Origin of the sequence: Archaeoglobus neptunius, from assembly GCF_016757965.1 — an archaeon.
In the GTDB taxonomy this organism is placed as follows: domain Archaea; phylum Halobacteriota; class Archaeoglobi; order Archaeoglobales; family Archaeoglobaceae; genus Archaeoglobus; species Archaeoglobus neptunius.
Window position 1 is genome coordinate 43,945 of record NZ_JAEKIW010000004.1, and the last position, 25,121, is coordinate 69,065.

General features: G+C 45.0%; 30 protein-coding genes and 4 tRNA genes. 8 read left to right on the forward strand and 26 right to left on the reverse strand.

Annotated elements, in window-relative coordinates; genetic code table 11:
* Position 1: 1 nt before the first annotated feature.
* Genes JFQ59_RS03635 through JFQ59_RS12660 form a run of 3 tightly spaced genes read right to left on the reverse strand, consistent with a single transcriptional unit; the run spans position 2 to position 2,035 of the window.
* Positions 2-859, reverse strand: coding sequence for a hypothetical protein (locus JFQ59_RS03635; protein ID WP_202319054.1), 858 nt, complete (start codon positions 857-859; stop codon positions 2-4).
* Positions 837-1,052, reverse strand: coding sequence for a hypothetical protein (locus tag JFQ59_RS03640; protein ID WP_202319055.1), 216 nt, complete (start codon positions 1,050-1,052; stop codon positions 837-839). The genes JFQ59_RS03635 and JFQ59_RS03640 overlap by 23 nt, the downstream gene beginning before the upstream one ends.
* Before the next feature lie 41 nt (positions 1,053-1,093).
* Positions 1,094-2,035, reverse strand: coding sequence for an L-threonylcarbamoyladenylate synthase (locus JFQ59_RS12660; RefSeq protein WP_202319056.1), 942 nt, complete (start codon positions 2,033-2,035; stop codon positions 1,094-1,096).
* 91 nt (positions 2,036-2,126) lie between these two features.
* On the opposite strand from JFQ59_RS12660, the gene JFQ59_RS03650 reads away from it, so the two are divergent.
* Together JFQ59_RS03650 and JFQ59_RS03655 are read left to right on the forward strand one after the other, a co-directional pair.
* Positions 2,127-3,071, forward strand: a complete 945-nt coding sequence (locus tag JFQ59_RS03650) for a replication protein A (protein ID WP_230972277.1) — start codon at positions 2,127-2,129, stop codon at positions 3,069-3,071.
* Positions 3,034-3,753: a hypothetical protein gene (locus tag JFQ59_RS03655; RefSeq protein ID WP_230972278.1), complete on the forward strand. Its 720-nt coding sequence runs from the start codon at positions 3,034-3,036 to the stop codon at positions 3,751-3,753. Before JFQ59_RS03650 ends, JFQ59_RS03655 begins: the two co-directional genes overlap by 38 nt.
* A gap of 3 nt (positions 3,754-3,756) precedes the next feature.
* Here JFQ59_RS03655 and JFQ59_RS03660 read toward each other — a convergent pair whose 3' ends face one another.
* The 7 genes from JFQ59_RS03660 to JFQ59_RS03690 all read right to left on the reverse strand — a co-directional run bounded on the left by JFQ59_RS03660 (position 3,757) and on the right by JFQ59_RS03690 (position 8,472).
* Entirely contained in the window at positions 3,757-4,677 is a 921-nt protein-coding gene (locus tag JFQ59_RS03660; protein WP_202319058.1) for a DUF1152 domain-containing protein, read from the reverse strand.
* Between the two features lies 1 nt (position 4,678).
* Positions 4,679-4,972, reverse strand: a complete 294-nt coding sequence (gene eif1A / locus JFQ59_RS03665) for a translation initiation factor eIF-1A (RefSeq protein WP_202319202.1) — start codon at positions 4,970-4,972, stop codon at positions 4,679-4,681.
* The gene (locus tag JFQ59_RS03670; protein ID WP_202319059.1) at positions 4,969-5,940 is read right to left on the reverse strand and encodes a tyrosine--tRNA ligase; all 972 of its coding nucleotides are present in this window, start codon (positions 5,938-5,940) and stop codon (positions 4,969-4,971) included. Before JFQ59_RS03670 ends, eif1A begins: the two co-directional genes overlap by 4 nt.
* A gap of 42 nt (positions 5,941-5,982) precedes the next feature.
* Entirely contained in the window at positions 5,983-6,888 is a 906-nt protein-coding gene (locus JFQ59_RS03675) for a DUF6206 family protein (RefSeq protein ID WP_202319060.1), read from the reverse strand.
* A complete protein-coding gene (locus JFQ59_RS03680) occupies positions 6,885-8,159 on the reverse strand; it encodes a class-III pyridoxal-phosphate-dependent aminotransferase (protein WP_202319061.1) in 1,275 nt (424 codons plus the stop codon). The genes JFQ59_RS03675 and JFQ59_RS03680 overlap by 4 nt, the downstream gene beginning before the upstream one ends.
* A 90-nt stretch (positions 8,160-8,249) precedes the next feature.
* Positions 8,250-8,321: transfer RNA gene (locus JFQ59_RS03685), tRNA-His, on the reverse strand.
* A 70-nt stretch (positions 8,322-8,391) separates the two neighbouring features.
* Positions 8,392-8,472: transfer RNA gene (locus JFQ59_RS03690), tRNA-Ser, on the reverse strand.
* 117 nt (positions 8,473-8,589) lie between these two features.
* On the opposite strand from JFQ59_RS03690, the gene JFQ59_RS03695 reads away from it, so the two are divergent.
* Positions 8,590-8,844 (forward strand): helix-turn-helix domain-containing protein, encoded by a 255-nt coding sequence (locus JFQ59_RS03695; protein ID WP_202319062.1) that lies wholly within the window; start codon positions 8,590-8,592, stop codon positions 8,842-8,844.
* On the opposite strand, the gene JFQ59_RS03700 is transcribed toward JFQ59_RS03695, so the two are convergent.
* Positions 8,841-9,962, reverse strand: coding sequence for a formate--phosphoribosylaminoimidazolecarboxamide ligase family protein (locus tag JFQ59_RS03700; RefSeq protein ID WP_202319063.1), 1,122 nt, complete (start codon positions 9,960-9,962; stop codon positions 8,841-8,843). The genes JFQ59_RS03695 and JFQ59_RS03700 overlap by 4 nt on opposite strands.
* 94 nt (positions 9,963-10,056) lie before the next feature.
* Between JFQ59_RS03700 and JFQ59_RS03705 the strand changes: the two genes are divergently transcribed.
* A tRNA-Ala gene (locus JFQ59_RS03705) sits at positions 10,057-10,128 on the forward strand.
* A gap of 1 nt (position 10,129) precedes the next feature.
* On the opposite strand, the gene JFQ59_RS03710 is transcribed toward JFQ59_RS03705, so the two are convergent.
* A complete protein-coding gene (locus JFQ59_RS03710; RefSeq protein ID WP_202319064.1) occupies positions 10,130-11,200 on the reverse strand; it encodes an NAD(P)/FAD-dependent oxidoreductase in 1,071 nt (356 codons plus the stop codon).
* A 101-nt stretch (positions 11,201-11,301) separates the two neighbouring features.
* Here JFQ59_RS03710 and JFQ59_RS03715 point away from each other — a divergent pair, with 101 nt between their 5' ends.
* A complete protein-coding gene (locus JFQ59_RS03715) occupies positions 11,302-12,801 on the forward strand; it encodes a helicase HerA domain-containing protein (protein WP_202319065.1) in 1,500 nt (499 codons plus the stop codon).
* Here the strand turns inward: JFQ59_RS03715 and JFQ59_RS03720 are convergent.
* The gene (locus tag JFQ59_RS03720) at positions 12,798-13,712 is read right to left on the reverse strand and encodes an ATP-grasp domain-containing protein (RefSeq protein WP_202319066.1); all 915 of its coding nucleotides are present in this window, start codon (positions 13,710-13,712) and stop codon (positions 12,798-12,800) included. The two genes, JFQ59_RS03715 and JFQ59_RS03720, sit on opposite strands and share 4 nt — an antisense overlap.
* Complete coding sequence (locus JFQ59_RS03725; RefSeq protein WP_230972279.1) at positions 13,709-14,233, reverse strand: TIGR00288 family NYN domain-containing protein; 525 nt, start codon at positions 14,231-14,233, stop codon at positions 13,709-13,711. Before JFQ59_RS03725 ends, JFQ59_RS03720 begins: the two co-directional genes overlap by 4 nt.
* 130 nt (positions 14,234-14,363) lie before the next feature.
* Here JFQ59_RS03725 and JFQ59_RS03730 point away from each other — a divergent pair.
* Positions 14,364-14,436: transfer RNA gene (locus JFQ59_RS03730), tRNA-Gln, on the forward strand.
* A 4-nt stretch (positions 14,437-14,440) separates the two neighbouring features.
* Here JFQ59_RS03730 and JFQ59_RS03735 read toward each other — a convergent pair.
* The 12 genes from JFQ59_RS03735 to JFQ59_RS03790 all read right to left on the reverse strand — a co-directional run bounded on the left by JFQ59_RS03735 (position 14,441) and on the right by JFQ59_RS03790 (position 24,333).
* A complete protein-coding gene (locus JFQ59_RS03735; RefSeq protein ID WP_202319068.1) occupies positions 14,441-15,355 on the reverse strand; it encodes a DUF7289 family protein in 915 nt (304 codons plus the stop codon).
* 1 nt (position 15,356) lies between these two features.
* On the reverse strand, positions 15,357-16,154 hold the full coding sequence (locus tag JFQ59_RS03740) for a DUF7289 family protein (protein ID WP_202319069.1): 798 nt from the start codon (positions 16,152-16,154) through the stop codon (positions 15,357-15,359).
* A complete protein-coding gene (locus JFQ59_RS03745; RefSeq protein WP_202319070.1) occupies positions 16,147-18,930 on the reverse strand; it encodes a vWA domain-containing protein in 2,784 nt (927 codons plus the stop codon). The genes JFQ59_RS03740 and JFQ59_RS03745 overlap by 8 nt, the downstream gene beginning before the upstream one ends.
* The gene (locus JFQ59_RS03750) at positions 18,911-19,225 is read right to left on the reverse strand and encodes a hypothetical protein (protein ID WP_202319071.1); all 315 of its coding nucleotides are present in this window, start codon (positions 19,223-19,225) and stop codon (positions 18,911-18,913) included. The genes JFQ59_RS03745 and JFQ59_RS03750 overlap by 20 nt, the downstream gene beginning before the upstream one ends.
* Positions 19,213-19,710, reverse strand: a complete 498-nt coding sequence (locus tag JFQ59_RS03755; protein ID WP_202319072.1) for a DUF7288 family protein — start codon at positions 19,708-19,710, stop codon at positions 19,213-19,215. Before JFQ59_RS03755 ends, JFQ59_RS03750 begins: the two co-directional genes overlap by 13 nt.
* Positions 19,701-20,276, reverse strand: a complete 576-nt coding sequence (locus JFQ59_RS03760) for a DUF7287 family protein (protein ID WP_202319073.1) — start codon at positions 20,274-20,276, stop codon at positions 19,701-19,703. The genes JFQ59_RS03755 and JFQ59_RS03760 overlap by 10 nt, the downstream gene beginning before the upstream one ends.
* Positions 20,277-20,354: 78 nt before the next feature.
* The gene (rrp42, locus tag JFQ59_RS03765; RefSeq protein ID WP_202319074.1) at positions 20,355-21,134 is read right to left on the reverse strand and encodes an exosome complex protein Rrp42; all 780 of its coding nucleotides are present in this window, start codon (positions 21,132-21,134) and stop codon (positions 20,355-20,357) included.
* The gene (gene rrp41, locus JFQ59_RS03770; protein ID WP_202319075.1) at positions 21,127-21,891 is read right to left on the reverse strand and encodes an exosome complex exonuclease Rrp41; all 765 of its coding nucleotides are present in this window, start codon (positions 21,889-21,891) and stop codon (positions 21,127-21,129) included. Before rrp41 ends, rrp42 begins: the two co-directional genes overlap by 8 nt.
* Positions 21,878-22,546 (reverse strand): exosome complex protein Rrp4, encoded by a 669-nt coding sequence (rrp4, locus tag JFQ59_RS03775; RefSeq protein WP_202319076.1) that lies wholly within the window; start codon positions 22,544-22,546, stop codon positions 21,878-21,880. The genes rrp41 and rrp4 overlap by 14 nt, the downstream gene beginning before the upstream one ends.
* Complete coding sequence (locus JFQ59_RS03780) at positions 22,546-23,250, reverse strand: ribosome assembly factor SBDS (RefSeq protein WP_202319077.1); 705 nt, start codon at positions 23,248-23,250, stop codon at positions 22,546-22,548. Before JFQ59_RS03780 ends, rrp4 begins: the two co-directional genes overlap by 1 nt.
* A 7-nt stretch (positions 23,251-23,257) precedes the next feature.
* Positions 23,258-23,998, reverse strand: a complete 741-nt coding sequence (psmA, locus tag JFQ59_RS03785; RefSeq protein WP_202319078.1) for an archaeal proteasome endopeptidase complex subunit alpha — start codon at positions 23,996-23,998, stop codon at positions 23,258-23,260.
* A 2-nt stretch (positions 23,999-24,000) separates the two neighbouring features.
* A complete protein-coding gene (locus JFQ59_RS03790) occupies positions 24,001-24,333 on the reverse strand; it encodes an Rpp14/Pop5 family protein (protein ID WP_202319079.1) in 333 nt (110 codons plus the stop codon).
* Between the two features lie 148 nt (positions 24,334-24,481).
* Between JFQ59_RS03790 and JFQ59_RS03795 the strand changes: the two genes are divergently transcribed.
* Together JFQ59_RS03795 and JFQ59_RS03800 are read left to right on the forward strand one after the other, a co-directional pair.
* On the forward strand, positions 24,482-24,640 hold the full coding sequence (locus JFQ59_RS03795; RefSeq protein ID WP_202319080.1) for a hypothetical protein: 159 nt from the start codon (positions 24,482-24,484) through the stop codon (positions 24,638-24,640).
* 38 nt (positions 24,641-24,678) lie between these two features.
* The gene (locus tag JFQ59_RS03800) at positions 24,679-25,119 is read left to right on the forward strand and encodes a 30S ribosomal protein S13 (protein WP_202319081.1); all 441 of its coding nucleotides are present in this window, start codon (positions 24,679-24,681) and stop codon (positions 25,117-25,119) included.
* The last annotated feature ends 2 nt before the right edge of the window (positions 25,120-25,121 follow it).

Consider the following 25,121-nt stretch of genomic DNA (forward strand, 5'->3'; position numbering starts at 1 on the left):
TTTATTTTTTACTGTCAGTTAGAAAAGACCCCACAGCTTTTCTGAATTCCTCCTCGCTCTCGCACTCCTCCGCAATACCCCTGGTGAATAGTTCGATGTATCGCCTTTTATCCACACCGAAATAGTCCCTTTCGCATGTTCCCCTGAAGTACATCCTGTTCACAGGGTTTTGAGGATCTTTAAGCACATCTGGAGGGCAGAAAGGGGCGCCATAGTAAAACTGGAAAAAGCAATCGTCACTCACTTTTTCAAACCTCGTTACGTCGAGAAGAATCAGTCTGCCGTCCTTGTACATCACCTCGTAGTCTTCCCATGGTGTATATACGTAACCGTCCCTCCACAGTCTGTATAGCAGCCTTGCGGTGAGATAGATGGACTCCTCGATTATCTCAATACTCTCAGCATCGTTTTTCATGATGTCTCCTTCTTTGAGTTCTGAGAGGGGCAGGCCGTCATACCACTCCTGAAGCATGAACTCGTCTGTGTAGGCTACAGGAACTGCTATATTTTCTTTGTAGTTTCTGAACAGGCTCTTTAGAGGGTCAAGAATCGTGCAAAAACTTTCAATCGGGGAGTTGGGAGACAGGATATTTAAAACGAAGCTTTTGTCGCCAGCTTCGATTTTAAAAACGTAATACCTCACCCACGCAGAGATAAGTGAAATCCTGAACTCGTCTGAAATCTCATCAAGTCCCAACTCCTCTATTGCCTCGGTCACCTTCCTCTTGATGACCTCTGTCCTTTCTTCCGGGGTTTTTCCGAAGAGGGACTTCTTCAACAGTGCTACTGTAATACCCCAGCAAACAACGTGGTCTGCGGTGACATTACTCGAAAGTTCAATCCTCAAACGGGAACTCATAACTCTCCATGTTGATTTGCTCCACCCTCCGAACAATCCCCTTCGTTTTGCAGTCTTCGCAGAGCACAATGAAAACCGTCGCATCAAACTCGGATGTTCTCCTCTTGAATTTTCCCTTTTTCGTCTCCAGAATTCTGGCTCTGTGGGTTTTCCCATCATCACATATCGGACAGTCAATCTCGATGAACTCCATGTGGCCAGACCTGCAGAAGTTAATAAAGCTTTTTTGAAAATTTATGTCCTGAATATCCTCTCTCCGGCGAGTTTTTTCAGCCTGTCCATCACACCTTCATGCTCTTCCAGTCCCTCGATCACAATCAGGTTCGGCCTCATTGATTCAGCTTTTCGGATTGCAGAGAAGAGATTGGATGTGTACTCTTCTGGCGAGCTTCCTATGGTTATGACATTTTCACCCTCCAACTTTTTGGCTATAATCGCAACGCTTAACCCCCTGCTTCTGGCCTTTTCAGCAAACTCCCGGACTTTTTCCTCAGCTCTCCTGCCGATAAATACGTAGACAGGGCATGAGATATGATAAGTACCTTCCCTCTCCTTGCCGACAATCAGATCAACGTGCTTTTTAAGCTCGGCCAGTCCTATGGCGCCGGTTCTTACGACCCTTGCGGGTTTCTCCGTTACGTCGACTATGGTTGATTCGATGCCGACAGAACACTCCCCTACAACTATCGCTTCAATGTTGTCCCCCAGATCCTCAATCACGTGTCTGTACGTCATCGGGCTCGGTCTTCCGGAGATGTTGGCTGATGGAACGACGATTGGATTTCCAAGCCCTTTCATGAGTTTTAGCGGTATTTCATGGTCCGGCATCCTCACTGCAACCTTACTCCCCCCTCCGGTAACTATGTCCGGGACGGATGATTTTTTCCGGAGGACGATGGTCAGTGGGCCGGGAAAAAATGCGTCGATCAGTTTTTCAGCATCCTCAGGAACTTCGGCAAGGGAATACACCTCGTCTTTGCTTGAAACCCCCACTATCAGTGGCTTTGAGAGCGGTCTTTTTTTTATCTCAAATACCTTCCAGACAGCCCTCTCGTTCAGAGCATCGCATCCCAAACCGTATACGGTCTCTGTGGGAAACGCAACAAGTCCACCGCTGGCAAGAATTTCGACTGCTCTTTTTATTCCTTTCCCGTTGCTTTTGAGTATCTCAACCACACAGAAAACCTGCCGGAAGGTTAATTTAATTTACGTTGGATTTCTGCATCTTTAAATGGTAAAAAAAGTTTTAAGATTTCGTCCCTTAACCATGTTGGGTGATCTGATGGACAGAGTTGATGCAATTGCAAAGGAATTACTGGAAAAATACGAGGGGGTTGACAGGAAAGAAATTATTGAAAAATTGAAAAAACTGCTCATTGAATTTAAGGTTCCTGAAAACGAAGCCAGAAGGACAATGGAGAACTATATAATGAGGGAGTACGGTATTCCGAGAGAGAGTGTTAGAGAGACTTTTACGAGAATAGGCGATATAACGGAGGCAGGTAAGTGGGTAAATGTAAAGGCGAAGGTAATTCAGATCTGGGAGTCCAGCAGCCCGTCAATTGCTCAAACTGGCCTGATTGGAGATGAAAGTGGTGTGATTAGATTTTTAATGTGGACCAAAGCCAATAAACCCCCGCTTGTCGAAGGTAAGAGTTACATTTTCCGGAATGTTGTTGTGGACGATTTTGGGAATGTATTGAGACTGAACATTAACAGAACAAGCGAGATTGTTGAGGTAAATGAAGATATTGAGGTGAAACCGCTTGAAAACCTGAGAGAGGACATAGAAGTTGTTGGTGCCCTCGTGGCAATTCAGCAGAACAGCGGTTTAATTCAGAGATGCAGTGTTGAAGGATGTAATCGAGTTGTGAAGTCTGGAAAATGCCCTATTCACGGTAAGGTCAGGCCAGTGGAGGATTTGAGGATAAAGGGTGTGATTGACGATGGTGAGAGAACTTACGAGGTCATAATAAATGAAGATGGAGTAAAAGAGCTTACTGGGATAGACATTGAGAAGGCAATAAAGATGGCTGAAGAACACTTTGACAGGGGAGTGGTTCTCGCAGAGCTGAAGACGCTTTTGCTTGGTAAGTATCTGAAGGTTACTGGCAGTCTGACCCCAAGGTATCTCATTGCAAGAAAGGTGGAGTTTTACAGACCGCAGATAAGGGATGAGGTGGATAAACTTCTGGCTGAGCTGGAGGGATAAAATGACCGTGTTTATGAAGAGAGAGGTGGCAAGAAGGGTTTTTGCGAAGGAACTGATGAGTTCAACCTATGCCATGCGTGATGAGGGTGAGAAAAGTCCCGTGTACGTTCTGACACCGCTCGGGCTTAAATGCAACAGAGTTTTTATAATTGGGGCACTTACCGAGAAAACGGATGTTGGAGAGGATTCAAGCATTTACAGAATTCGTATAGCTGATCAGACTGGTTCTTTTATAGGATACATCGGCAGGTATCAGCCAGAGGCATATGATGCCATTGCAGAAATAAACGAACTCAGTCTGGTTGCTGTGACAGCGAAGGTAAGACTGTTCGAAGGGGAGACGAGAACGTTTGTGTCCATAAGGCCCGAGACCATCAGCATGGCAGAGCCGGAGTCGAGAGACTACTGGGTTGTCGAAACGGCAAGATCAACGATAAAAAGGATAAAGGAGATGGAGAGGGGAGAAGGAGAGAACGTTAAACTTGCAAGGGAGATATATGGTACAGATCTCAATGAGTACAGGAGAATGGTAAGAGAGGCGCTTTTAAGGTTGAAAGAGGAGTACGTTGAAGAAACGGAGGAAGAAGAGGTGGAACTCGAAGATGTGGAGGAAGAGGGGGAGCTTGACCTTATGCTGGTTGAAGAGGAGGAAATCGACCTTACAAAGCTTTTGGAGGATTAACAGCTAGAATTCTCCACTCACCGCCCTTTCAAAGTCGTATTCGGTCAGAATTCCTTCGGAGTGAAGTAGTCTGTTTGCTTCGAAGATGTCACCTGCATTTTCAACAATTTTTGCCGCTTCGTTCAGCTCAAAAACAGCATCGGCCGTAAAGTAAAATATCAGAGTGGATAGGGGAGTAATCAGAGCGGTTCTTCCTTTTCTGAGCTTTTTGAGTCCAAATTCGCCTTCATATGCAAGAACCGGTATCAAACTGGCTTCGGTGGTTACCTCCTCTGTAATCTTTCTCATCCGGGCGTAATCAATCCGGCTCATTGATGTGCAGCCAAGAAAACCGCCCTTTGTCAGAATGCTTGAAATGTTCAGCAGAAGCTCTTCGACTCTGAGTTCACCATCGCTTCCAAATCCTGTAACTGCCACAATGCCCCCAACCCTTTTCAAAGCCGCAACACACATCGCATCTGCAAGGGGACTTCTCACTCCAGATTCAAAGCCTACAGAAATTGCGTCTCCTCCAGCATCCACCCCTATTATCAGAGAAACGTCAAACTTTTCTGCGAAATCAGAAAGGCCCTGAACCATTTTTTCCACGCCTTTAGTGATGTCTATGGAAACAACCCTGCCAAACACCTTCGCCGCTCTCGCAATGTTGGGGGTAACTCCATCGACAGTCCTGGTATTTTCGCTTGCAATCCCGACTGTTTCGTTGATGATCTCAACATTCCTGAGCTCTTCAAGACTTCTCGGTCCGGGTTTCGGATCCACAACGATTCTATCCCAGATTACACTTCCGTGATACACCTCAAATCCAAAATGGCCGAGAAAATTTGCAACAGGGATTGTACTTACGATATCTCCTCCCCCACCAATCCCGAAGGCAAGAGCCCTCCTGCTTTTCGCCTTTTTGAGAATATCGATTATCTCCATGTTAGAACTTCAGATATCCCTTCCTCTCCAGCCATTCGACCTGCGGATTAGTATATCTCCAGATTATATCGCCCCTATCCTTCTGGAATGACCATGGGACAACGATCACAACATCGCCCTCTCTTATCCAGATCCTCTTTCTCATTTTACCGGGTATTCTTGCCAGTCGCTCCACGCCATCCTCGCATCTAACCTTTATGTGGCCAGCTCCAAGCATGGAGGTAACTACTCCGAAGAGTTCTCCCTTCTTTCTGTCTGGCAGCCTTACCCTAATAACATCGTCCTCATTACTCAGACAGACACCCCTAATCTTTTTCTTGCATCTTTGAGAAGCTTGTTTAAATATTTTGCCACTGCTAATTTTAAATCGAGAGGATGGAGACTTCCAGAGATAAAGTCTTCGGCCAGAGCATCAAAAGAAGTGTACTCGACATCTCCTCCAAACTTTGCATCCCTCTCAACTCTTAAAACCCCGAATCTGGGGAGGAGATGATACTTGGCTATGTCAAGTACAGGATTGTCCTCAATGACTCCAGCAGGACAGTAAGCCTTTCTGATCTTTTTTTCTACCTCTTCGGGTGGGTCCCTGACTGATATATAGTTTCCCTTCGAACTGCTCATTTTCTGGCCGTCAAGACCTACTAGGATTGGGGTGTGGAGACAGACAGGAGACCTGTAGCCGAGTCTCGGCAGATTCTCTCTTGCGAGCATGTGTATTTTCCTCTGGTCAATGCCACCCACTGCCAGATCAACACCCAGGTGAGCTATATCTAGGGCCTGCATGAGAGGGTAGATCATTTGCGAGACCATCGGATCCTCTTTCCTTCTGCTTACCTCATCCATACTCCTTCTTGCCCTGTTCAGGGTTGTTATTCTGGCCATTTTCAGTACATCAAGCATGTAATCCTGAGAAAGCTGATAGCTACTCCCGAACACGAACTTTGCTCTGCTCTCGTCAAGACCGAGAGCTATGAAAACTCTTTTATTGTAATCTGCAATTTGCTCAATCTCCTCAAAGCTTCCCTTCTCATTTAGATAAGCATGAATATCGGCAAGGAGGATGATTACCTTAAATCCAACCTTCTGCAGGTCCATGAGTTTCTGGACAGTCATCATGTGGCCCAGATGTATCTCACCGCTTGGTTCGTATCCAACATAGGCCGTGGGCTTCTCTGAGCTCTCGAGTAGCTGTCTCAGCTCATGCTCAGTAACAACCTCTTCCGTATTCCTTGTTACAAGCCTCAGTTTTTCGCTGATATCCATGTCCGCAAGATTTCAGAACGACTTTTAAAGTTGTCCTTTCTGCTACCTCTTTATCTTTCCGGGGAGGATGAATTCGTATCTGCCGAAAAGGAGCCTGGTAACTATAAAGCGATGGATTTTTCTCAGGTTGAGGTAAAGGCTCCATATAAACGCATCTTCTCTATAGTACTTTTCAACTTCCTTCATTACTATGGGCTCGAATGTGTATCCCTCTCCTGCGAAAAACTCATTTGCTAACTCAATAAAGTCGGAAATCAAATCTTTTCTTCCCTCCTTGAACAGATTGGCTATCAGGTCGAGGACCACCAGTCTGAAATTGTAGTATCTGTCCAGAATTCCCGGAAGAAATACTTTCTCGAGCAAAATTCTTATTCCCGGTGGACACGCACGCAGGAATATATCTGTGTCAAGCTGGTCAGCTCCGTTCCTCCTTATCATCGGCGTACTGGTGTCGAAGTAGTAGATGTCCCCGTTGATTATTGCCCAGTTTGAAATCTGCCCATCCAGACCTATTTCCAGCCCTTCACTCCTCTTTTCTTCGTTAAAGTCCCATACTTTTTTCATTTCAGCAAGAATACTACTGAAAATTCCGATTGCCTCCTCTTTTCTGGCTCTGTGGATTATACTGTGGCATATCTGCTCAAGTTTTTTCTGCATTATGAACAGCACTATCCTACCATCACCCGTAATAACGTACTCTGCACCGCTCTCCGGTATTTTTAGTCCCGCCTCGCTGAGGAGGTTAATGTACTCGTAGTAGGTATCAATGTACATCTTCACCTGTTCTTCAGATTTGAACATGGGAATCCTCTTAAAGGCAATGCCCGGGTATTCTGGAAGCTCGAAAACTGTGCTTATCTCGCCGTATCCGAGAATTCTGATGTTTTCCGGCCTTGCCGGGTTTAGCCTTTCCTCAAGGTCTAATAAAACTTCTTTGTCGACCATCATAACATTGCCCTTATTAATTTCAGCATGTCTTTTCTCTTACTTGCGATCTCAAACGCCTTCCTGAGGTTCTCTGAAATGTACGCCACATGCTCTTTATGTATGATGAGTGGTGGCAGGAACTGCAGGACTGAGGTGTCGTTGTTGGCGTACACAGCAAGGATCCCGCTATGGTAGCAGGAAATGGATAGCAAAGGACCATAACCTTCGTCATTCATTTTTATCCCCATGAAAAGACCCTTCTGTCTTATTTCTTCCACAAATTCAAATTCTTCCTTTGTTGCATTGAGATCACGGGAAATTAAAGACGCCGTGGTGTTTACATTCTCAAGAAATGAGTTATCCGACACAATTTCCAGAACCTTTTGTGCGACCACACAGCCGATTTCTGCTCCGCCAAAAGTGGAAACATGGATAAAGGGATCTTCTGCCATAAAGTCATCAAGACCTGCCCTGAAACATGTTGCGGAGATCGGATACATCCCACCAGAAAGCCCCTTTGCGGTGACTATAACGTCGGGAACAACACCATAGTGCTCAATTCCCCACATCCTGCCAGTTCTTCCGAGTCCGGTCTGCACTTCATCCATAATCATCAGACAGTCTTTTTCGTCGCATATTTCTCTCACCCTTTTGTAGAACTCCTCTGAAGGAATCGGCATGCCCAGGGTTGCGGGAATCGTCTCGAAAAGAACTGCTGCTGTATCTGAATCAACGGCCTTTTCAAGTGCTGCTGTATCTCCGAATGGTACCGCAACGAATCCAGGTGCAACAGGTTCAAATGGTTTTCTGTACTTTTCATCCCCTGCAGCAAGTGCAAATCCTGTATGGCCGTGATATCCTCCTCTGGCATACACTATTTTCTTCTTCCCGGTGTGACCTCTTGCGAGCTTTATTGAGAAATCAATTGCCTCTCCGCCACCTACACCGAAAACGACTCTTTCAACATCACCGGGCATAGTCTTTGTCAGCTTTTCTGCGAGAATCGCTCTGTGCTCGCTCATCAGGTGGTGATTACCAATGTCGAGCTCTTCCAGGGCATCTTTCAAAACCCGGGTTATTTCGGGATGTCTGTGACCGAGATTGAAAACACCTCCATTACAGTGACAGTCCATGAGCTTTCTCCCGTTTAAATCCCAGTACCAAACACCTTCTCTTTTTCCGGGAACAAAATCTATTCCAACTGCTGTGAAGAACCTTGCTTTGGCCGGAGAGACGTGCTTGGAGAACAACTCGGTAACTGCCTGCTTGTCCATACGTCTCACAAATACCATGTTTAAAAATTTGCATTGAAATTAGATATAGTTTTTGAGAATTATCCTGTACACCCAAAAAGTTGTCTTAATCCGAAATAGGTCTCGGAGGGCCCGGACCGGGATTCGAACCCGGCTCCTGGGATCCACAGTCCCAGAGGATAACCACTACCCCATCCGGGCCATTTCAAAGGTTCAGTCCATCCTGATACATTACGATTTAAATCTCTTTTCTTTAACTTCAGAAACCGAGCGCCGGGGGTGGGATTCGAACCCACGCGGGCAACGCCCAACGGCTTAGCAGGCCGTCGCCTTACCGCTCGGCAACCCCGGCACTTAAGTAAGTTTCTCCAAAGCAATTTAAGAATTTTGCTCATGGTTGTGAACTGGTAGTTCATTAGTGGGAAACAGTTAAATTAAATGTTGGGGGATAATTAAATGAGGTGATAATGTGGGAGAAAAGGTGAGGGATAGAGAACATCATGAAAGACTCTTCAAAGCATCAATGAGTCCGGTGAGACGAAAAATTGTTGCGGCAATTGGAGTTCAGGGCAAAACCAGGGAGGAACTTAAAAAGGAGCTTGATCTCTCCGACTTTCAGCTTAAGTTTAACCTCGACTGGTTGCTGAGGGAGGGATTTTTAAAAGAGGAAGATGGAAAGCTAAAGCTCACTGATGATGGGATCGAACTCCTTGAAGCTGGTTAAGTTACGATATCACCAACTTTCTCGAGTTCCATAGCCTTTTTTATTTCCATCATAGTGAGATCGAGAGGATCATCGATCTTTACTCCGTGTTTCAGGCTGAGATTCCTCATTTCAGGTGATGTGGGTCCAATCGCCGGATCTCCGGGAACTCTGAAAGATACATCGAAGATAACAAACTCCAACTTTGTCTCGTCTTCGGGAGAGTAGGCCATAGCACCCTGGAGACCAAACATTCCTATTATGCCTGGCGGAATCTCTCTCTCACACGTTTCGATAAACCTTTCCGCTGCCTCATATACTTCTTGCTGTTTACTTTCCCGCATTGTGACTCCAAAGTGTCCGATTTCTTCATTCTTTACAGGAACATTGATTTTTAGCTGATCTTTTGCCGGAAGATTGAGAAATCCCTGTAGATTAACCTGTCTCCTGTCGCTGAATCCCACGAAGTCAAAATTGCCAAAAACGTCTTTAAGAGCGTAGCTGTGGAAGTTTGCGTTGAATCTTGCTCCAAGCACATATTCCTCTATTCTGGCTTTTTTCAGACCTTCTTCGTCAATTACACCAGCTTTCAGGAGTTCTTCGGCCTGTCGGTAGTAATCCTCGGGTGAAGATGCGTAGAAAAACGCCCTTTCAAGCGGATTTTTTGCCTGCTGAACCTTCACAACAACAAGTCTGTCTATGTCTTCCGGGGATTTGAACTCCTTTGGAAATCTCAGACCTGCCTTCTCCAGCAGATAATACTGTCCCTTTTCGTAATCTCTTTCTTCAGCCCTCAGCATGAATCTGTTTCCGTATATTGGGACCCTGAATTCTCTCTCAATTCCATCATAGCCAACGTAGACAGCAAAGCTTCTGTTTGGAATGAAGATGGTGTTCATTTCCACAAGCTTTTCCTGAACATCCTCCTCAAGAAGATCTCTGAACCTTTCGAGCATTATCACCTCATCGTAAAGGTGTCTGTTGTATCTGGTGTAGAGCCTGTCCCTCCCCTTTTGAACAACGACAACTGTTCTGAAGCCCCAGGCTTTTGCAGCCATTCCAACTTCTTTTGCAGAATGAGAGCCAAAAATGCCGATGGTGACGTCGTCGTAGCTTTCAGCAATTTTTTTGACGTTCATGTAGTAGGTTTTACCCCACTTTTAAAATTTGTTTTCCCATAACCCGGTCATCTCTACAGTAAACTTTAAATCCCTCTTTGTTTAATACGATTCAGGGCTCGTAGCTCAGCGGGAGAGCGCCGCCTTCGCGAGGCGGAGGCCGCGGGTTCAAATCCCGCCGAGTCCACTTAATCCTTTCGTATCATCTTCAGAAATCGCAAAGGATATCTCAGAGGGAACAGTTTGGATCCCAGATACTTTCCGTTTACACCATCAATCAGTTTCATGAATTTTACAAAGCGGTCAAAGCTACTTCTTCTCAACAGTGAGGCCTCCATATTTCTGGCCAGAAACTTGTTATTCCTGAGAAGTTTCGATGGATAAGTCTCACAGCGTGAATCGGTCAAACTGTATGAGAGCAATTTTGCTGAAAGAATTGCGCCGCTCATTCCCTCGCCCGTAAACGGATCAACAAGACCCGCAGCATCTCCAATGCGAATAATCGTGGTATCATCTGTATGCTCGACAACCTTCTTTTCCTTTTTGAAGTACAGGCATGCTGCGTAACTGTAGTCAAGAAGTCCCGCTCCGGTTTTCTCATCATGAAAAATTTTCAGCTTTTCATGGATATTGTCAATGTAACTTTTCAAATTCTTCATTTTTACCTTCTCTCCTCCACATCCGATGTTGGCCCTGTTTTTACCGAGAGGAAATATCCAGTAAAGAGTACCCGGCTCCTCTGCACTCATCTCGCAGATGTTCGTTTTCTGAATTGCCGAGAAATCTCCACATACTATTTTGTAAATCCCCACGCCGCAGTATTCATTTTTCATTGATCCTCTTGCGTCTATCACAATGTCGTAATCGGAAAGATCGTGTGGATCCCTTTTCTCGCCAAAATGGATTTCAACACCCATTGATGATATCCTGTCAATTAGGCTTTTCTGCCATGCAATCCTGTCGATCATCCAGCAAAACTCTTCCGAGTAGTGAATGGTGGATGTCACCGTTTCATCGCCGATGTTGAATTTCCACACTATGTTCGTCAGCCTGTTTTTTACGAAAGGTTTTACCATATGGCCAACCAGCTTGAAAGAATTGCGCTGGTTAATCAGGGCCTCCGCACAGTCAATTCTGTACTTGTCAATGCTCATTTTTTCAAAAACATCTATCTCTGCGTCGGCGATCTTCTTCTTTATCCAGAAAGCGGCTAAAAGTCCGGCCAGACCTCCACCCACGATTCCTGTTTTGAGTTTCATTTTTCTCAATTCAACAATCTGCACATATATAATTTTTCGTATTTTATTTACTGCCAAATTCAAGCGGAAAAAATAAAAATAACCGCAAATGAGTAGATGTGATGAAAGGAGCGGTTGGCAAAATTTACGGTGAGGCCTCATCATTTGAATTCAACTTTGTGGTATTCAACCAAAAGCAGGTTAAAAGAGGGGATTATGTTAAGGTGTGGAACGATGTTGATGGCTGGGTTGTGGCCTATGTTGAGGATATCGTTGCCAGATCAAATGTCAGGAACAGGGAAATAAAGGAAATTGTAAATGGTTCGAACGAGGTTTTTATCGCCAAGGCCGTAGTTTTAGGCAAAAGGGAAGACGGCAGACTTAGAGTTCCACGAAGCCCTTTTGTTCCAGGCGAAAGCGTGTTTCTTGCAGAAGAGAAACTAATTGCTGAAGTACTCGGCCTGAGTAATGAGGGGGTGTACATAGGTCTTCTGGGAGATACTGGAGTAAAGGTTAAGCTCAACCCCAACAGTCTCGTTCAGAAGCATGTTTGCATTCTTGCAAAAACTGGGAGTGGTAAGAGCTACACGGCCGGAGTTATTATAGAAGAGTTGCTTGATCATAACGTTCCTCTACTGATCGTAGATCCGCATGGCGAATATCGCTCAATGAAGTATCCTAACGAGCAAATTAGCGGTGAGTTCGGGATAAAACCGAAAGCTTATGCTGATAAAATCAGAATTATCGTCCCACCGATTTCACCCTTTACAGACAGAGCTGATGGCGTTCTCGTTCTCGATGGGGTAAATCTGTCTGCCGAGGAGCTGATCGAACTTACTGGTTTGAAGAACCCAACTGCTCAGGCGCTGCTCTATCAGGCTCTCAAAGAGCTTAAGGGTGATGACTACACCATAGCGGACATAATTGAAGAGGTGGAAAAGATCAGACATAACGGCAAGTGGACTTTGCTGGGGGCGCTGACAAAGGTCGAGGAATCAGGACTTTTTGGAGATAGGCCGACGGACTTAAGCAAGCTGCTTCAGAGAGGTAAGGCAACGATACTTGACCTCAGGGGTGTGGAGCCCTCGTTTCAGGATCTGATAGTTTCAAGAATCTGCACAAAGCTGTTTGAACTCAGGAAACTCGGTAAGGTGGAGCCGGGAATGATCGTCATTGAGGAGGCGCACAACTTCATCCCCGAAAGGGGTTTCGATAGGGCTGTCTCCACAGGGATTTTGAGGACGATTGCGAGTGAGGGGAGAAAGTTCGGTCTGGGGTTGATGGTCATAAGCCAGAGGCCAGCGAGGGTTGACAAAAACGTGATCAGCCAGTGCAACACCCAGATCATACTGAGAGTTACGAATCCGAACGATATCAACGCAATAAAGAACGGAGTTGAGGGGATTACTGCCGAGATGGTTGAGGAAATCAAGAGATTACCGCCAGGAAACGCCATGATAGTAAGTCCAGAGCTTGAGAGACCCGTCATCGTAAGGGTCAGGTGCAGGAAAAGCATGCATGGTGAGGCAGTAAATGTTACAGAGTCAAAAAGAGAGGTCAAAAAGAAGAAACGGGAAAAGAAGCAGGAGAAAAAAGGATTCCTCAGGAGACTTTTTGGCTAAAAATCTGATATCTGGAGGCAGTAATTCCCAGACCTGACGAAAAAACCATTCAGATTTACGCCTTTTCTTATTATCTGCCTCTTTTTGAATTTCGGGCGTGCTCCATAAAGGTAATCTGCTACTGTAATACCGTATGCCCTTTCAAAGGCCGCAACCGGTGTCGTGAGTCTGGCGTTTATCTCTATAATGTAGGGCATGTCGGAATAAACGACATCCACACCAACGTATCCGTTAAGACCTCTGATGCACTCAACAGCCTTCAGAGCCTCGTTTATAACCTCTTTTCTGGTTTTATCATCCAATCTTGCTGGAACCACAGAACCTATGTACTTAAAGCCATCAAGAATCTGCTCATTCACGCTTGCAGCCCTGATATCCTCACCGGCGATCACACTGACGCTTAGATTTTTACCTTCAATGTACTCCTGGGCTATATATCCCTGCGGAACAGCTTCGCTGAACCGTATACCTTCACCAGCGCATGAAGTTCTTGGTTTAATCACGAATGTCCCATCAAGTGGCCTTTTGGAGGTTTTGGGCAGGTTGACCTTCATTTTAAGTTTTTTGTATAGCACCCATTTGTCCGAGGTAATTGATATGGCCTTGCTTGATGATCCAAGGTTTTCCGCATATCGTTCACCAATTTTCGTCAGCTCAAGCAACAGCCCCTCGTCCTCAGGAGCCACGATTAGAAAGGCATCGCTTTTTTCAAGATACCCTTCAAGGTTTTTCAGAGACCCCTCGGGAAGGCCAAACTGACTGGTATAGGGCCTCCTGACGAAGCTGTTTATTTCATAAAATTTTCCGAATCCATTAAGAGCCGCTTTGAACATTGCAAGACCTTCAACGGCGATACTGTCGTCTATTTCTTCTCCACATGTTGCAAACTCAAATAGAAATAGCTTCTTCATACCTCTATAATTTCCTCGGCCTCATCTTGCGATTTGTTGTCCTCGCCTTCCTCATTAAGGACAATGGCAATGTCGGCCGAATTTTTGAGAGCCGTTGAGAATCCGGGTTCGGCACCGATAATTATAGTTTCCTTACCCATCTCCATCGCCTTCATAAGGACAGCTTTGAAATCAGCATCCCTGGTAACGATGGCAATTGCATCTATCGAGTCGTTGTAGATCAGTTCCATGGCCTCCACTGCCAGTCTCACATCAACGTCACCGGACGTCACTATCGGTTCAAATCCCTGATTTTCTATCGCCTCGACCAGTTTTTCAGTTGCATACTGGTTCACGAACACCTTTGCGATTTTTATGTCGCCGTATTCCGTTAGTATTTCCCTGATTTCCTTTAGGTTTATATTGAACTCCTTTCTCAGCATGTTAGGACCGTCCACGAGCACCCCTACCTTTTTTCGTTGCGACAATCTTCTTTTAGAAAGGTACTCCTTAATTCTCTGGATACGGGATATTGTTGGCATGCTCTTTTTACTTTCCAAACCAAAGTTTAAAAAGCTTTTGTCAATGTAAGGCATAAAACTAGTGCATTTGCAAATCTCAACTTCTGCATAACCAAAATTTTGATAAATCCTGAATGTGAGATGAATATGAAGCCCCGTGGGGTAGCGGTCAATCCTGCCGGACTCTGGATCCGGCGACGCCGGTTCGAATCCGGCCGGGGCTACTTATTACTGCGTGAATATCGCTTCTCTAAACATGGCAATGAGTTCAGATACTCTGGATCGTTCGATCCTTACCTCAGGGCTTGTTGCAGAATTGCAGTTGCCATATCCCGTTTTCAGAGGATCGAGAGTCAGGTTGAAGTAGTCGGGGAACTTCTCAAAAAACCTGCACCAGGCATCACCGTGATCGGTCCCTCTTATTATTATGTAGATATCGTCGAATTTATTTCCCGTGTCGGCCAGTTTTATGTACGAAAACCTGTAGTTACCCTCATTCACAACGAACCTGTATCTGCCAGTTCCAGAAACGGACAGGTTGCCCTCCAAATCCGGGATTGTTATCACGAGATAAGACAGACTTCCGGCTGTGGTATTCAGGAGTATTCTTGGCTCGTAGAGTATTTTCGAATAACTCTGTTCAGTGTATTTGGAAAAAACACTTCCGGCTTCCAGAGAAAGCTGCCAGTCTTTGTATTTGTAAATCAGTTCTCCGACAGTCTGGTTGAATGTGCAGGATGTATAGTTGTACGACCCCAGACATCCGGCACTCGAGTTGAAAATCTGCCCGGTGGAGAGATTCACGCAGAAGAGTCTGAAATTATCCAATCCGCCACAGTCTGAAAGTGTATTGGTGTAATTAACAAAGGCAATGATAAATTCAGGATGGTCTTTTTCGAGAATTAAACTTCCTCCCTGCAGTTCAATCTCCACAGCTTGAGAGGGAACATCACCAAAGGCAACAGAATGGATAATGTACTGTATTTTCTTGAAACTCTGTTCAAGACTTTGGGACATCACACTTCTCTTCATATCTTCCACCATTGTGTTGACCTGGACGAAAACGATGGCCAGCACAGTCATTACTATCCCAAAAATGTATATGTATCCCAGGATTTCTGAAACTGCTCTCTCTCCGTTCATGCTAGGTAACCTCTATGTCTGTTACAATTATGGTTATATTCCCCCCAGCTTTTGATATTTCCATATTATTGTCTGAACAGTCACTGTCCGTAAAAACTGCTGGTTTGTTCACGACATTGTTGAGTTCGGATTCTATTTTGTTTTTCCACAACTTACAAAACTCGGAATCAATTTTAAAGCTGTTCACGTCATCAAAAATTACCGTATTGATATATTTCAAGTTTATTGTTGCTCTATTACCCCCCGCAGAGTAGTTTCCGAAAAAACTGTAAAGTGAGATGTAAATTGTGTCATTGGTAGCCGTCACATCTGGATCGGAAATGGGGATGGGTATTACCTTTCCTCCCACCTTGGCGAATATTCCCGACTCGAAGACGATATTTCTTGATGGCAGATCGATGCTTAGGTCAGACATCCTCCACTGTACCTCTATGTCATGGGCTGCATGGATTATTGCATTGATATTTGGAGGGGCGTGAGCAATTGCTACAGATAGTCCTGGTGGCAACTCTGAAACCCTGAATGTAGCATTGAAACTCTTTAAATTGGATATACTCCCACCATTGAGCTGTACAGATTTTGTAGTGGCGATCTCTCCTTCATACTTCATTCTTTGTACGATCTCTTTGATCTCGGCCATTGTTTTAACGGCATTTCTATAGTCCAGATTGTCAATACTGTTCGATATCACCGGGTGAGATATAACATAGATAAGCCCTGAGGCTGACAGAATAACTACAACAGTTAGCAGCGCTCCAACGACTTCTGATGCAGCTTTTTTACCCATTATGTCAGTCAAGTTTTATCTCCCCTCCAGAACTTGTTACTATCCTTACTGTATCTCTGTCAGACTGAATGGGGACTTTTTTAATTCCGGTCTCCTTTCCCAGGTAGTCCAGGGCGGTGTATTCTATATAGGAGTCGTTGATGCCGTCAACATTGACTCCATAAGTTCCCTCCGGGGCGTCCTCCCTGACCCTCAGCTTAACAACTATTTCAACCGTTTCATCTTTCTGGATTGAGGTTATGTTGACTTTTAGAATCGTTTTATTGTTCAGTTTGTCCACCTGAAGGCTAATGGGGGTTCCCTTGTTCGAAGTTGCGGTGGCACTTATGAATTCAAAGGGACCGCCGATTGATACATTTAAGGTATCCTTAATGAATATATTTTTGGCTGCGATCTGGAATATATTGAATATGGTCCTGTATGCATTTAGAAGCTCATCGGATGTGGTGGCAAAGAAATAGCATGGCTCGCCGTTGTCAGGTCTTGTAGATGCGATATCGCGGAGCAGATTCTGACCGTTGCTGCTCAGATCTGTTCCAAAACCGATCGTGCATATGGAGACGTTAAATCCGTTTATCTGTACGTTGTTTTTGAGATAATTGGCTATACAGCGAGTCTGGTCTGCTCCAGACTGGCACCAGCTACTCCCATCACAGGATCCCGAACACAGGTTGCATCCAAAGTAATTGTTGGTATCACAAATTGTTGTTTCACCGTCAGTTAGCAGTATGATGAGCGGTCTGGTGCCGTTAATACAGTTTGTGCAGTTGTTTCCTGCTTCATTCCAGATTGGAAAAACATAAGCACCGTAGTATAATGCATCGGGATGATCTGTTGCACCGTAGGGCGATAGGCTTAAAATATCGTTATTGACTACATCTTTGTCTTTCGTCATGAACTTTAGCGGAGAGTTGTTAACCACGAAGCGTTCGGCATCAGTCGAGAACTTTGTCAGCCCTACAAAGTCATCGTCACCCAGCATGTTGTTGAATTCAATAGCTGCCAGCTTGGCGGCGTCAATTCTTTTGACGTAGACAGTGGCTTTAAAGTTTACAGCCTCTTTGGTTGTGGGAACCACCACTATCCTGTATACGCCGCTTGCCGGGTTGTTCTGCAGGTATCTGTATTCTGTATCCCAGGTCCAGGACCTGACAATGTTGTAGGCAAAGTCCTTGTTTCCGGATGGGCTCACTATCCATACGTTCATTTTGACGTTGTTATCGTTGTGATTGTCCATGTAATCGCAGTAATAGGTGGCCCACCACCACCAGCCGCTCACGTCAATGTACCAGTATGGTATCGAATCGGGGAGATCAGTCACCTTGACGTAATCGAAGTTTACTGTGGGCGGTAACTCAAAGGTCATTTCCTGTTTGTTTTCGTAAGGGACAGTTTCGTTTATAATCTCCGTTCCGTTGAACTTTACAACAATGGTCAGATTGATTTTTTCAGGCGCTCTTGCTACAAATTCAATATCATAAGTTCCCTGCGCGTTATTTTCGATGTATGATTTCCCAATTTTGCTCCCGTCGACATAGTCCGAACCAACGTCATTGTTGTTTACATATATCTTTATGAATGACGTATCGAAACCCTCACCGTTCCATGGTGGGGGTGTGCAGTGGTCGCAGTAGCTGAAACAGTTAATGTCCTGGTACCAGTCTGATAGTCTGTCTGTTGTATATGCGTATATCTCGAGTTTACCGGCATTGGGGGAGTAGTCTGTGGTGTTTACGGTTTTTCTGATCACATTCGGTACAACACTTAAGTTGAATTGTTTGTAAATTGAATCCCAGTCCATACTTCCAGAAACATCTATTATCTGCGACACAGATAGGTTTATCGCCTGATTGACGAACCCCCTTCCTTCCAGCTTAAGGTGGACTTCAAAGGTCTCTCCTGGTGAAACATCTTTAGGTTCAACCCACTTGTCGTACACCAGGTATGGGTTGGATAGCTGCGGCTTCTCTGATACGAACAGGGATTGAGTGTAAGATCCATTACATATCGGAACTCCGTTATCCATCCATTCGGAGTCGTTAATCCAGGCTGTGATTTCAGCTATGCATTCGTAGTCGTATGTACCCACACTCTTGCAGTTGGTTAAGTCGGAAACCGTAAGATGTCTGGAATCCGTTATGCTGTCACCTTTAATTTCCGTACCGTTCCACAGAGTTACATTCCACGAGACGCGATCTGTAATTTCTGAAGGATTGGCGAAATAGATTGACAGTGTTGTTTCTCCTCCCTTCTCAATGCTGTTCGGGTCGAACTCAATTCTCGGCTTTACCTCGAAGGGGCACTTCTCCTTTCTTGTGTATTCTATCTGCGGTTTCTTCTGTTCAGATTCAGCTTCAATACTGAGAATGTCTCCGGATGTTGCAATCTTTATAACCTCTCCAGTTCCTGGGAGTACGAATTTATCGAGTCCCAGTCCACTGTAAGATACGAAATTGCCACTGTTGCTTCGGATTTTTATGAAAACTCTGTCCGATATCTCCTGAAATTGAATTTTGTAGTCGTAGTCTCCTATTTTCGGTACAACAGATATTTTCGTCTTTATGTATCCGGAAGACGGTCGCAGGAGTATGTAGTCTGTGTAGTAAGCCGAAATTTGGGATGCTGCATCAGCAAATTGATTCTCAACAACTCTTGAAACCTGTGTTTCGGTGAGGACATCGTGAATGGACAGACCCAAAATAACAACGAATACACTTAAAATTGCAGTGAGGATGAGATATTCCATCAGCAGTGAGACACCTTTTTCTTCAACAACCAGGTCCGCCACAATAATCCACCTCCACATTTTTGAATTCAACCTTATCAATCCCAATATAACACACCCATCCGTTTATGGCGCATAGTTTCTGGATATCCGGGTTTATGGAGGTACCGTATTTTTGCTGAATTTCAACCAGATTTCTGATTTCTTCTTTTGGAAACACCATCAATGCTCTCGAACTTTCAATTCCTGCGATTACGTTTTGAGCATAGATATAAGACAGAGTAAGTATTACAACGACAGTCACGAATGCAAATAGCAGAATCATCTGCCCTTTGCTGTCACCACTCAGGTCCGCCATAATGTTAACCTCACCTCGAGAACTTTTGGTTTTGTCGTGTTGATACCCAGACAGGTGTTATTAAGTTCGGGAACCACGACAAATCTGCTCACTCTAACCGCATCCGGTGTGGATGTTTTGTTGAAGTCTGAAAGAACGGCCTTCTCTATTTTGGAACCGTTAACCCATAAAATTTCCAGCTTTCCAAAAGCTTTGATATCATCCAGAATTTTGGTCAGATTGGAGCTAAATTCCGGTGGTGTGTACAGATATCCACCGCTGCAGGTGGTATTTTCGATCATCCCAATCAACGAGCTGTTACCTCCGTTTGAATTGTCCAGAACTCTCAGGATATCATACCCGAGCTGTTTGAGCTGGATGTTGGCGTAGTCACTCCATGAAGGTGCTATCACGACGGTACTCTGGAACATCGTGTAAACTGCTACGAGCAGGAGTAGTGAGGCTGCAACTCCTTCGAGGGTGAAAGTCTGGGCTCTCAGATCCATACTTTCACCTCAAGTTTGCATACACATCTGTCTGCGATCAAATCGCAGCTCAAACCTGTGCAGTTATCCAGATAGACGAGTCTCTCGAACATCACTATCTGTCCCGATTCGGGAATCTTATCTCCACCCTGAAAAACAATGGCATCTGACAGGTTCTGCAGGCTTACATTAAATTTGTATTTCTCCCATGAAACATTAGAAAGATCCAGTCCCAGATATTTTCTGGTTTCTTCTCTGCATGTATTGTTGGCAATTAACTCAAAAAATTTTTCCACCTTCGTCCTGTTAAGGTTGTTGTATCTGGTGGTTGTGTCAAACCTGGCCAGACCCGGACGAAATTCCTTACTGTTGCAATTGGAGGTATTTATTCTATATTCCCAGTCCAGCGGGTATCCGGGATCTTCAACCAGAAGGGAAGCTACTCTGTATGAGTTACTTCCCAGCGATATTTCGTGTCTCACGTCTGCAAATACACCCGGGAGAAAATTGGCTACAAATATAAACGTGAAGAGGAAAATGGATAAACCTATCAGCAAGTCCAGGCTAAGTTTGCCCTCTCTGTCCATTCATTAAAATATGATTGTTAAACCATTTAAATCTTGTGATTACAATTATCAGATGGAGGTGTATAATAAAAATTTAGGTTAAATCTCTTTCAACTTCTCTCTCAGCTTTTTCGCACATTCTATGCTTACGTCCAGGAGCTCATCAAAAAGCTGCTCGCTGAGCAAGTATCCACCGCTTTTCTGCATAGCAACAACGTTGTCATCCTGATCCGTTGATATCGTCAGCGTATTTTTGCCAACGCTCATCTCCTCTCTGCACGGATCCACGAGGTATCGGTTGTTGACAATTAGTGAGGTGACAGAAACGGGTAGATCCCTTACAGGAAGCAGAAAGTCCTCTCCAAGCTCGAATCTCTCAGCAGGCACCCTGGTGTTCAGCAGTGCGGCTATAGCACCCAGAGCAGATGCGTCAAGCAGATTTCCGTCATCATCAAGGGCGTGAATGTCAACGAAAATTATCCACACCTTCTCTCCTTCCTCGATTACCAGTTTTGAGAGATCCACTGCTCCACTTTCTCTGATACCTCTGTCCACAACCCTGGCAAGCTCGATAGATCCCTCGTCAGGAGGACCGGGCTCGAAGGTGGGGGATGCGAGTGGCACAAGTTCAGCGTTTACGATGATAACTCCTTTATCGGGCGTATCGGGATACGGTTCCCCAGGCTGCATTTTGACTCCCACAACAACCTGGGTGTTTCCGAGTTTTACCAGAGCCGAACCCTCCGCCTTCTCCACGATGTTTGGAATGATCTCCACTTTCCTGAATTCATTGAAGGCTCTACCATCAATTCTTCCCCCATCTCTCAGCTTTGAGAGCACGTAGTCTCTCTTAATGTCGATAAGTATGTCTTCAGGCATCTTCTCTTCCCTCCGCTATTTCTTCCATCTCCTCTTCTGCTTCAAGGTATCTCTTGAGTATTGCATCTCTCTGCATTTTGTATATTCTCAACGCTCCCTTCTTTGCCAGCTCTACCGCCTGTCTGACCTCTTCCCTGGTCATACATCCATCCATTTGAAGCAGAGCAATCGACTCGATTTTACCGCTTCTGATCAGAAATGCGAACGGCAAATCTGCCTCGCCGTAATTGTCCTCCTCCTTCATGGGATCCAGAACAAGCTGACCATCTGCCTTCCCGACAGCAACCGATGTTACTATCCCCTTCATCGGTACTCCAGCGTCAACAAGGGCGACGCTTGCTGCATTAAGGCATGCCGTCCTGCTTCCTGCATCAGCCTGCAGGACTTCAACGAATATGTCGATCGCACTTCTGGGAAACAGTTCCTTCATTATAACCGCTTCAAAAACTTCTTTACTCACTTTTGAAATCTCTATGCTTCTTCTATCCGGCCCAGGCCTTTTTCTCTCCTCAACACTAAAAGGGGCCATATTGTAACGGTATCTGATCACTGCCCTGCTCGGGTCCTGAAGGTGTCTTGGATGCACCTCCCTTGGCCCATACACAGCAGCTATCACCTTGTTTTTACCCATTTCAAGGTAGCATGACCCGTCAGCTCTCTTTAAAACATTGGCCTCTATCTTAATGGGCCTGAGCTCATCAAACTTCCTGCCATCAAGACGCAGACCATCTACAATTAACTTTTCAGGTTCCGACATCAGCCTTCCTCCTTTTTATAAATTCTGCAACCCTATCCGTTAGACCCTCGGTGTGGGCCTCCTCCTCAATCAGATATATTGCTTCTTCAGCAATCGATACCTTTCTCCTGTCGCCGTTCACCCAGATCAGACCGTTCTGTCCCACAACAATTTGAACATCCAGCTCGCCCTTCAGCAGTTTGATCATGCTCCCCTTTTTTCCAATAACTCGTGGAACCCTTGCGGGATTTATTGCAACGATCCTGCCGAACCTCACGGCCCTGCATATCCTGTCTTTCATCGTAAGCGTGACCTTCATCTTTGGATCGATGTTCAGAACCTTGGCGATAATTGCATCTCCAATATCCAGAACATCGTTTGCCTTCTTGTTGGGCTTCATCTCCGGATTTTCTGATGCAGGTAGAAATGCCTGATAGGGAGAGTAGATATCGACTGCCCAGCCATTTGCAGCAACTTCTCTAACTATTCCGATAACCACGTCTCCCACAGATGGTGTGTATCTCCCCTTGAGGGGTATAACCCTCACATGAGTATCGGTCTCGTCAACAAGACCGATAATTTTTGAGTAAACCTTGCCGCCCTCAACATAGGTACCGTAACCAGCAGCTCTGGGGTTTGTTGAGAGCAAATCACCCGGAAGAACGATTTTTCTCATTATCCTATCCTCCTTAAAACTTTTGTAAGAGCCTCACCTTTGGCGACCTTACCCAGCAGGTCCATAAGTTCACCGTACATTCCCGAGGGGATGCGCATTACGCAGATCCAGCTACCATCCTTCTGCCATTCCTCCTTGGTTACCCCTCCGAAATTGTAAAGGGCAGAAATTGCCTTTCCTGTATATTCTGGCGGAATTTTAACCGCCACTTCCATTTCCTCAAATTTCATGGGAAGTATGGGCTTCAGGGCTTTTACTATGTCCTTTACCTGTGCCTCAACAGACTTGAAAATGTCAATGTGAACCTTCGCCTCTTCCATGGCTCTCTCTATTCTTGACGGGGGATGGGGCGCATTAGTCCTTGGATCTATTGTATTTCTGCTTATAAATGTTATAATCTGCTTTCTTTTTGTTTCAAGCATCTCTTTTCTCTGTTCTGCAGTAATCTGGACTTCTCCTTCCAGAATAATTTTTCTGGCAATCTCAAAAATATTATTCGTGCCGAAAACCTTTTTCAGTTCTTCAGATGATGCTCTTTCTCCTTTTTTTGCATCTTTGAACACTTCTTCTGCCGCCAGCAGCTCTTCAAAGTTTATATCCTTTCCTTCTTTCAAATCTCTCGCAAGATAGGGGTCCACCAGAACTTCAAATTCCTCTCCACCCTTCTTGAGTCTTGCGATTACAGCTTTTTCGAGGGATACCATACTATCGTTACTTCTTCAACTCTTCCGTCAATCTTTCATTTGCCCTGTCGACATACGGTTTCAGTTCTTCCACAGTCATCTCTTTGAATTTTCTGTCTTCAGTTCTTACATATCCAACTTCGATATTTTCTGCCGATATCTCGGATTCTATCGCTTTCCCCATCGCAATCAGACCCATAACGAGAGCGTCATCAAAACTCATCTCTGGGTCATACTCTTTTTCGAAGTGTTCAATTACAGCATTTCTGCCCATTCCAATAGCTGTGGCTTTGTACTCCAGTAAAGCCCCACTCGGGTCTGTCTCGTACAGTTTGGGAACGTCATCAACGCCTGCAATAAGCAGAGAAACACCAAACGGTCTGACTCCTCCAAACTGCGTGTACTGTTGCTTGAAATCGCAGATTCTCTTTGCCAGTTCCTTAACAGTTATGAGTTCGTCGTACGTCAGACGGTTAATCTGAGCCTCAATTCTCGCTCTGTCTATCAGTACTCGAGCATCTGCCACCAGACCTGATGTGGCGGCACAGATGTGCTCATCTATTTTGTAAATTTTCTCTATCGTATCGGCCTCAAGAAGCTTGCTGCCGACTCTCTTGTCTGCAATCAGTATGACTCCGTCTTTGCATTTAATACCAATCGCCGTAGCTCCCCTTTTGACTGCCTCTCTTGCATATTCCACCTGAAACAGTCTTCCATCCGGGCTGAAGACTGTAATTGCTCTATCATATCCCATCTGGGGTAAATGCATACTTACACCTCCAAATATTTCCTTTTACATTTTTTTATCGTTCCGCTGACACCTATTGTCAGCGGAATTACTCTGACATCTCCAATTTTATCGAGCAGCGTGAATGCCATCATCACTTTTTCAAGCGCGTTGTGGTAGCATCTCAGGATTCCCTTGCTGCCATCGAAATATTCAAGCCTCAGTCCACTTCCCGCTGCAAAGCACTCGCCGAACAGTGAGACCATCGACTCCATCACTGCTCTTGAAAGTGACCTCTCGTCAACTTCCCTCTCAGCTATAATCCTGAAGGCAATATATCTTTTTCTGCTTCTAAGTGATGATGGTAATCCCTTCACTGGTTAGAGACTGCGGGCAGAGAAAAAAAGTTTTGTGATATTTAGTGTTCTGATGGCCGGGTTGTGGTAATAACAGCTTTTGTTGTGGTTTGATATATCTCGCAGTTGTAAAAGAAAGATTCATCAAACTGCCGGGTCCCTGAAGGTTTTGAATGTTCGGGTTGAAAGGACAGATGATCTGGAACTGTTGTGGATCTGGGCTGAGAAGGTTCGGAAACTTGAGGAGATGTTAATGTTCGATGTTGGTAGAAAGTGGACGGTGTTGTGGGTGATAGACATGAAATCATGGCGGGCACATAACCTTTAAATATCCTTGGAGGAGTCCGTTTTCTTAGCGGTGATGTTATGACGTTCAAGCATATCGTGAGAATTGCGGATACGGATCTTGACGGGAATAAGAGTTTGATGTTCGCTCTGACCGGGATAAAAGGTATTGGATTGAGGGCAGCGAGATGCATAGTCAACGAACTGGGAGTGGATGGCAGAGCAAAACTCGGAGAGCTCGATGATGAAACCATCGAGAAAGTGAAAAAGTTTGTGGAGGAGCAGATAGAATCTTTGCCGTCGTGGCTCCTCAACAGAAGGAAGGACCCTTATTCAGGAAATGATCTCCATCTGCTGTCAAAGGATGTCGACTTCGCCAGAATGCTGGATATTGAAAGGATGATAAAGATGAAGTGCTATCGTGGAGTGAGGCATGCAAAGGGCAAAAAGGTCAGAGGGCAGAGAACAAGATCAACCGGTAGATTTGGAAGGACCGTTGGTGTTGTTAGGAGGAAGAGGTGATT

Excerpts from the sequence above, each read along its gene's own strand:
- JFQ59_RS03650 (WP_230972277.1), top strand. The coding sequence starts at position 2,127 with ATGTTGGGTGATCTGATGGACAGAGTTGATGCAATTGCAAAGGAATTA.
- rrp4 (WP_202319076.1), bottom strand. The coding sequence starts at position 22,546 with ATGAGAAAAATCGTTCTTCCGGGTGATTTGCTCTCAACAAACCCCAGA.
- JFQ59_RS03700 (WP_202319063.1), bottom strand. The coding sequence starts at position 9,962 with ATGAACGTCAAAAAAATTGCTGAAAGCTACGACGACGTCACCATCGGC.
- JFQ59_RS03675 (WP_202319060.1), bottom strand. The coding sequence starts at position 6,888 with ATGATGGTCGACAAAGAAGTTTTATTAGACCTTGAGGAAAGGCTAAAC.
- JFQ59_RS03725 (WP_230972279.1), bottom strand. The coding sequence starts at position 14,233 with ATGCCAACAATATCCCGTATCCAGAGAATTAAGGAGTACCTTTCTAAA.
- JFQ59_RS03760 (WP_202319073.1), bottom strand. The coding sequence starts at position 20,276 with ATGGACAGAGAGGGCAAACTTAGCCTGGACTTGCTGATAGGTTTATCC.
- JFQ59_RS03660 (WP_202319058.1), bottom strand. The coding sequence starts at position 4,677 with ATGGAGATAATCGATATTCTCAAAAAGGCGAAAAGCAGGAGGGCTCTT.
- JFQ59_RS03735 (WP_202319068.1), bottom strand. The coding sequence starts at position 15,355 with ATGAACGGAGAGAGAGCAGTTTCAGAAATCCTGGGATACATATACATT.
- JFQ59_RS03780 (WP_202319077.1), bottom strand. The coding sequence starts at position 23,250 with ATGGTATCCCTCGAAAAAGCTGTAATCGCAAGACTCAAGAAGGGTGGA.
- JFQ59_RS03640 (WP_202319055.1), bottom strand. The coding sequence starts at position 1,052 with ATGGAGTTCATCGAGATTGACTGTCCGATATGTGATGATGGGAAAACC.
- JFQ59_RS03710 (WP_202319064.1), bottom strand. The coding sequence starts at position 11,200 with ATGAAACTCAAAACAGGAATCGTGGGTGGAGGTCTGGCCGGACTTTTA.
- psmA (WP_202319078.1), bottom strand. The coding sequence starts at position 23,998 with ATGCATTTACCCCAGATGGGATATGATAGAGCAATTACAGTCTTCAGC.
- JFQ59_RS03715 (WP_202319065.1), top strand. The coding sequence starts at position 11,302 with ATGAAAGGAGCGGTTGGCAAAATTTACGGTGAGGCCTCATCATTTGAA.
- JFQ59_RS03750 (WP_202319071.1), bottom strand. The coding sequence starts at position 19,225 with ATGGCGGACCTGAGTGGTGACAGCAAAGGGCAGATGATTCTGCTATTT.
- JFQ59_RS03655 (WP_230972278.1), top strand. The coding sequence starts at position 3,034 with ATGAGGTGGATAAACTTCTGGCTGAGCTGGAGGGATAAAATGACCGTG.
- JFQ59_RS03670 (WP_202319059.1), bottom strand. The coding sequence starts at position 5,940 with ATGGATATCAGCGAAAAACTGAGGCTTGTAACAAGGAATACGGAAGAG.
- JFQ59_RS03680 (WP_202319061.1), bottom strand. The coding sequence starts at position 8,159 with ATGGTATTTGTGAGACGTATGGACAAGCAGGCAGTTACCGAGTTGTTC.
- rrp42 (WP_202319074.1), bottom strand. The coding sequence starts at position 21,134 with ATGCCTGAAGACATACTTATCGACATTAAGAGAGACTACGTGCTCTCA.
- JFQ59_RS03720 (WP_202319066.1), bottom strand. The coding sequence starts at position 13,712 with ATGAAGAAGCTATTTCTATTTGAGTTTGCAACATGTGGAGAAGAAATA.
- JFQ59_RS03635 (WP_202319054.1), bottom strand. The coding sequence starts at position 859 with ATGAGTTCCCGTTTGAGGATTGAACTTTCGAGTAATGTCACCGCAGAC.
- JFQ59_RS03755 (WP_202319072.1), bottom strand. The coding sequence starts at position 19,710 with ATGGATCTGAGAGCCCAGACTTTCACCCTCGAAGGAGTTGCAGCCTCA.
- rrp41 (WP_202319075.1), bottom strand. The coding sequence starts at position 21,891 with ATGTCGGAACCTGAAAAGTTAATTGTAGATGGTCTGCGTCTTGATGGC.
- JFQ59_RS03800 (WP_202319081.1), top strand. The coding sequence starts at position 24,679 with ATGACGTTCAAGCATATCGTGAGAATTGCGGATACGGATCTTGACGGG.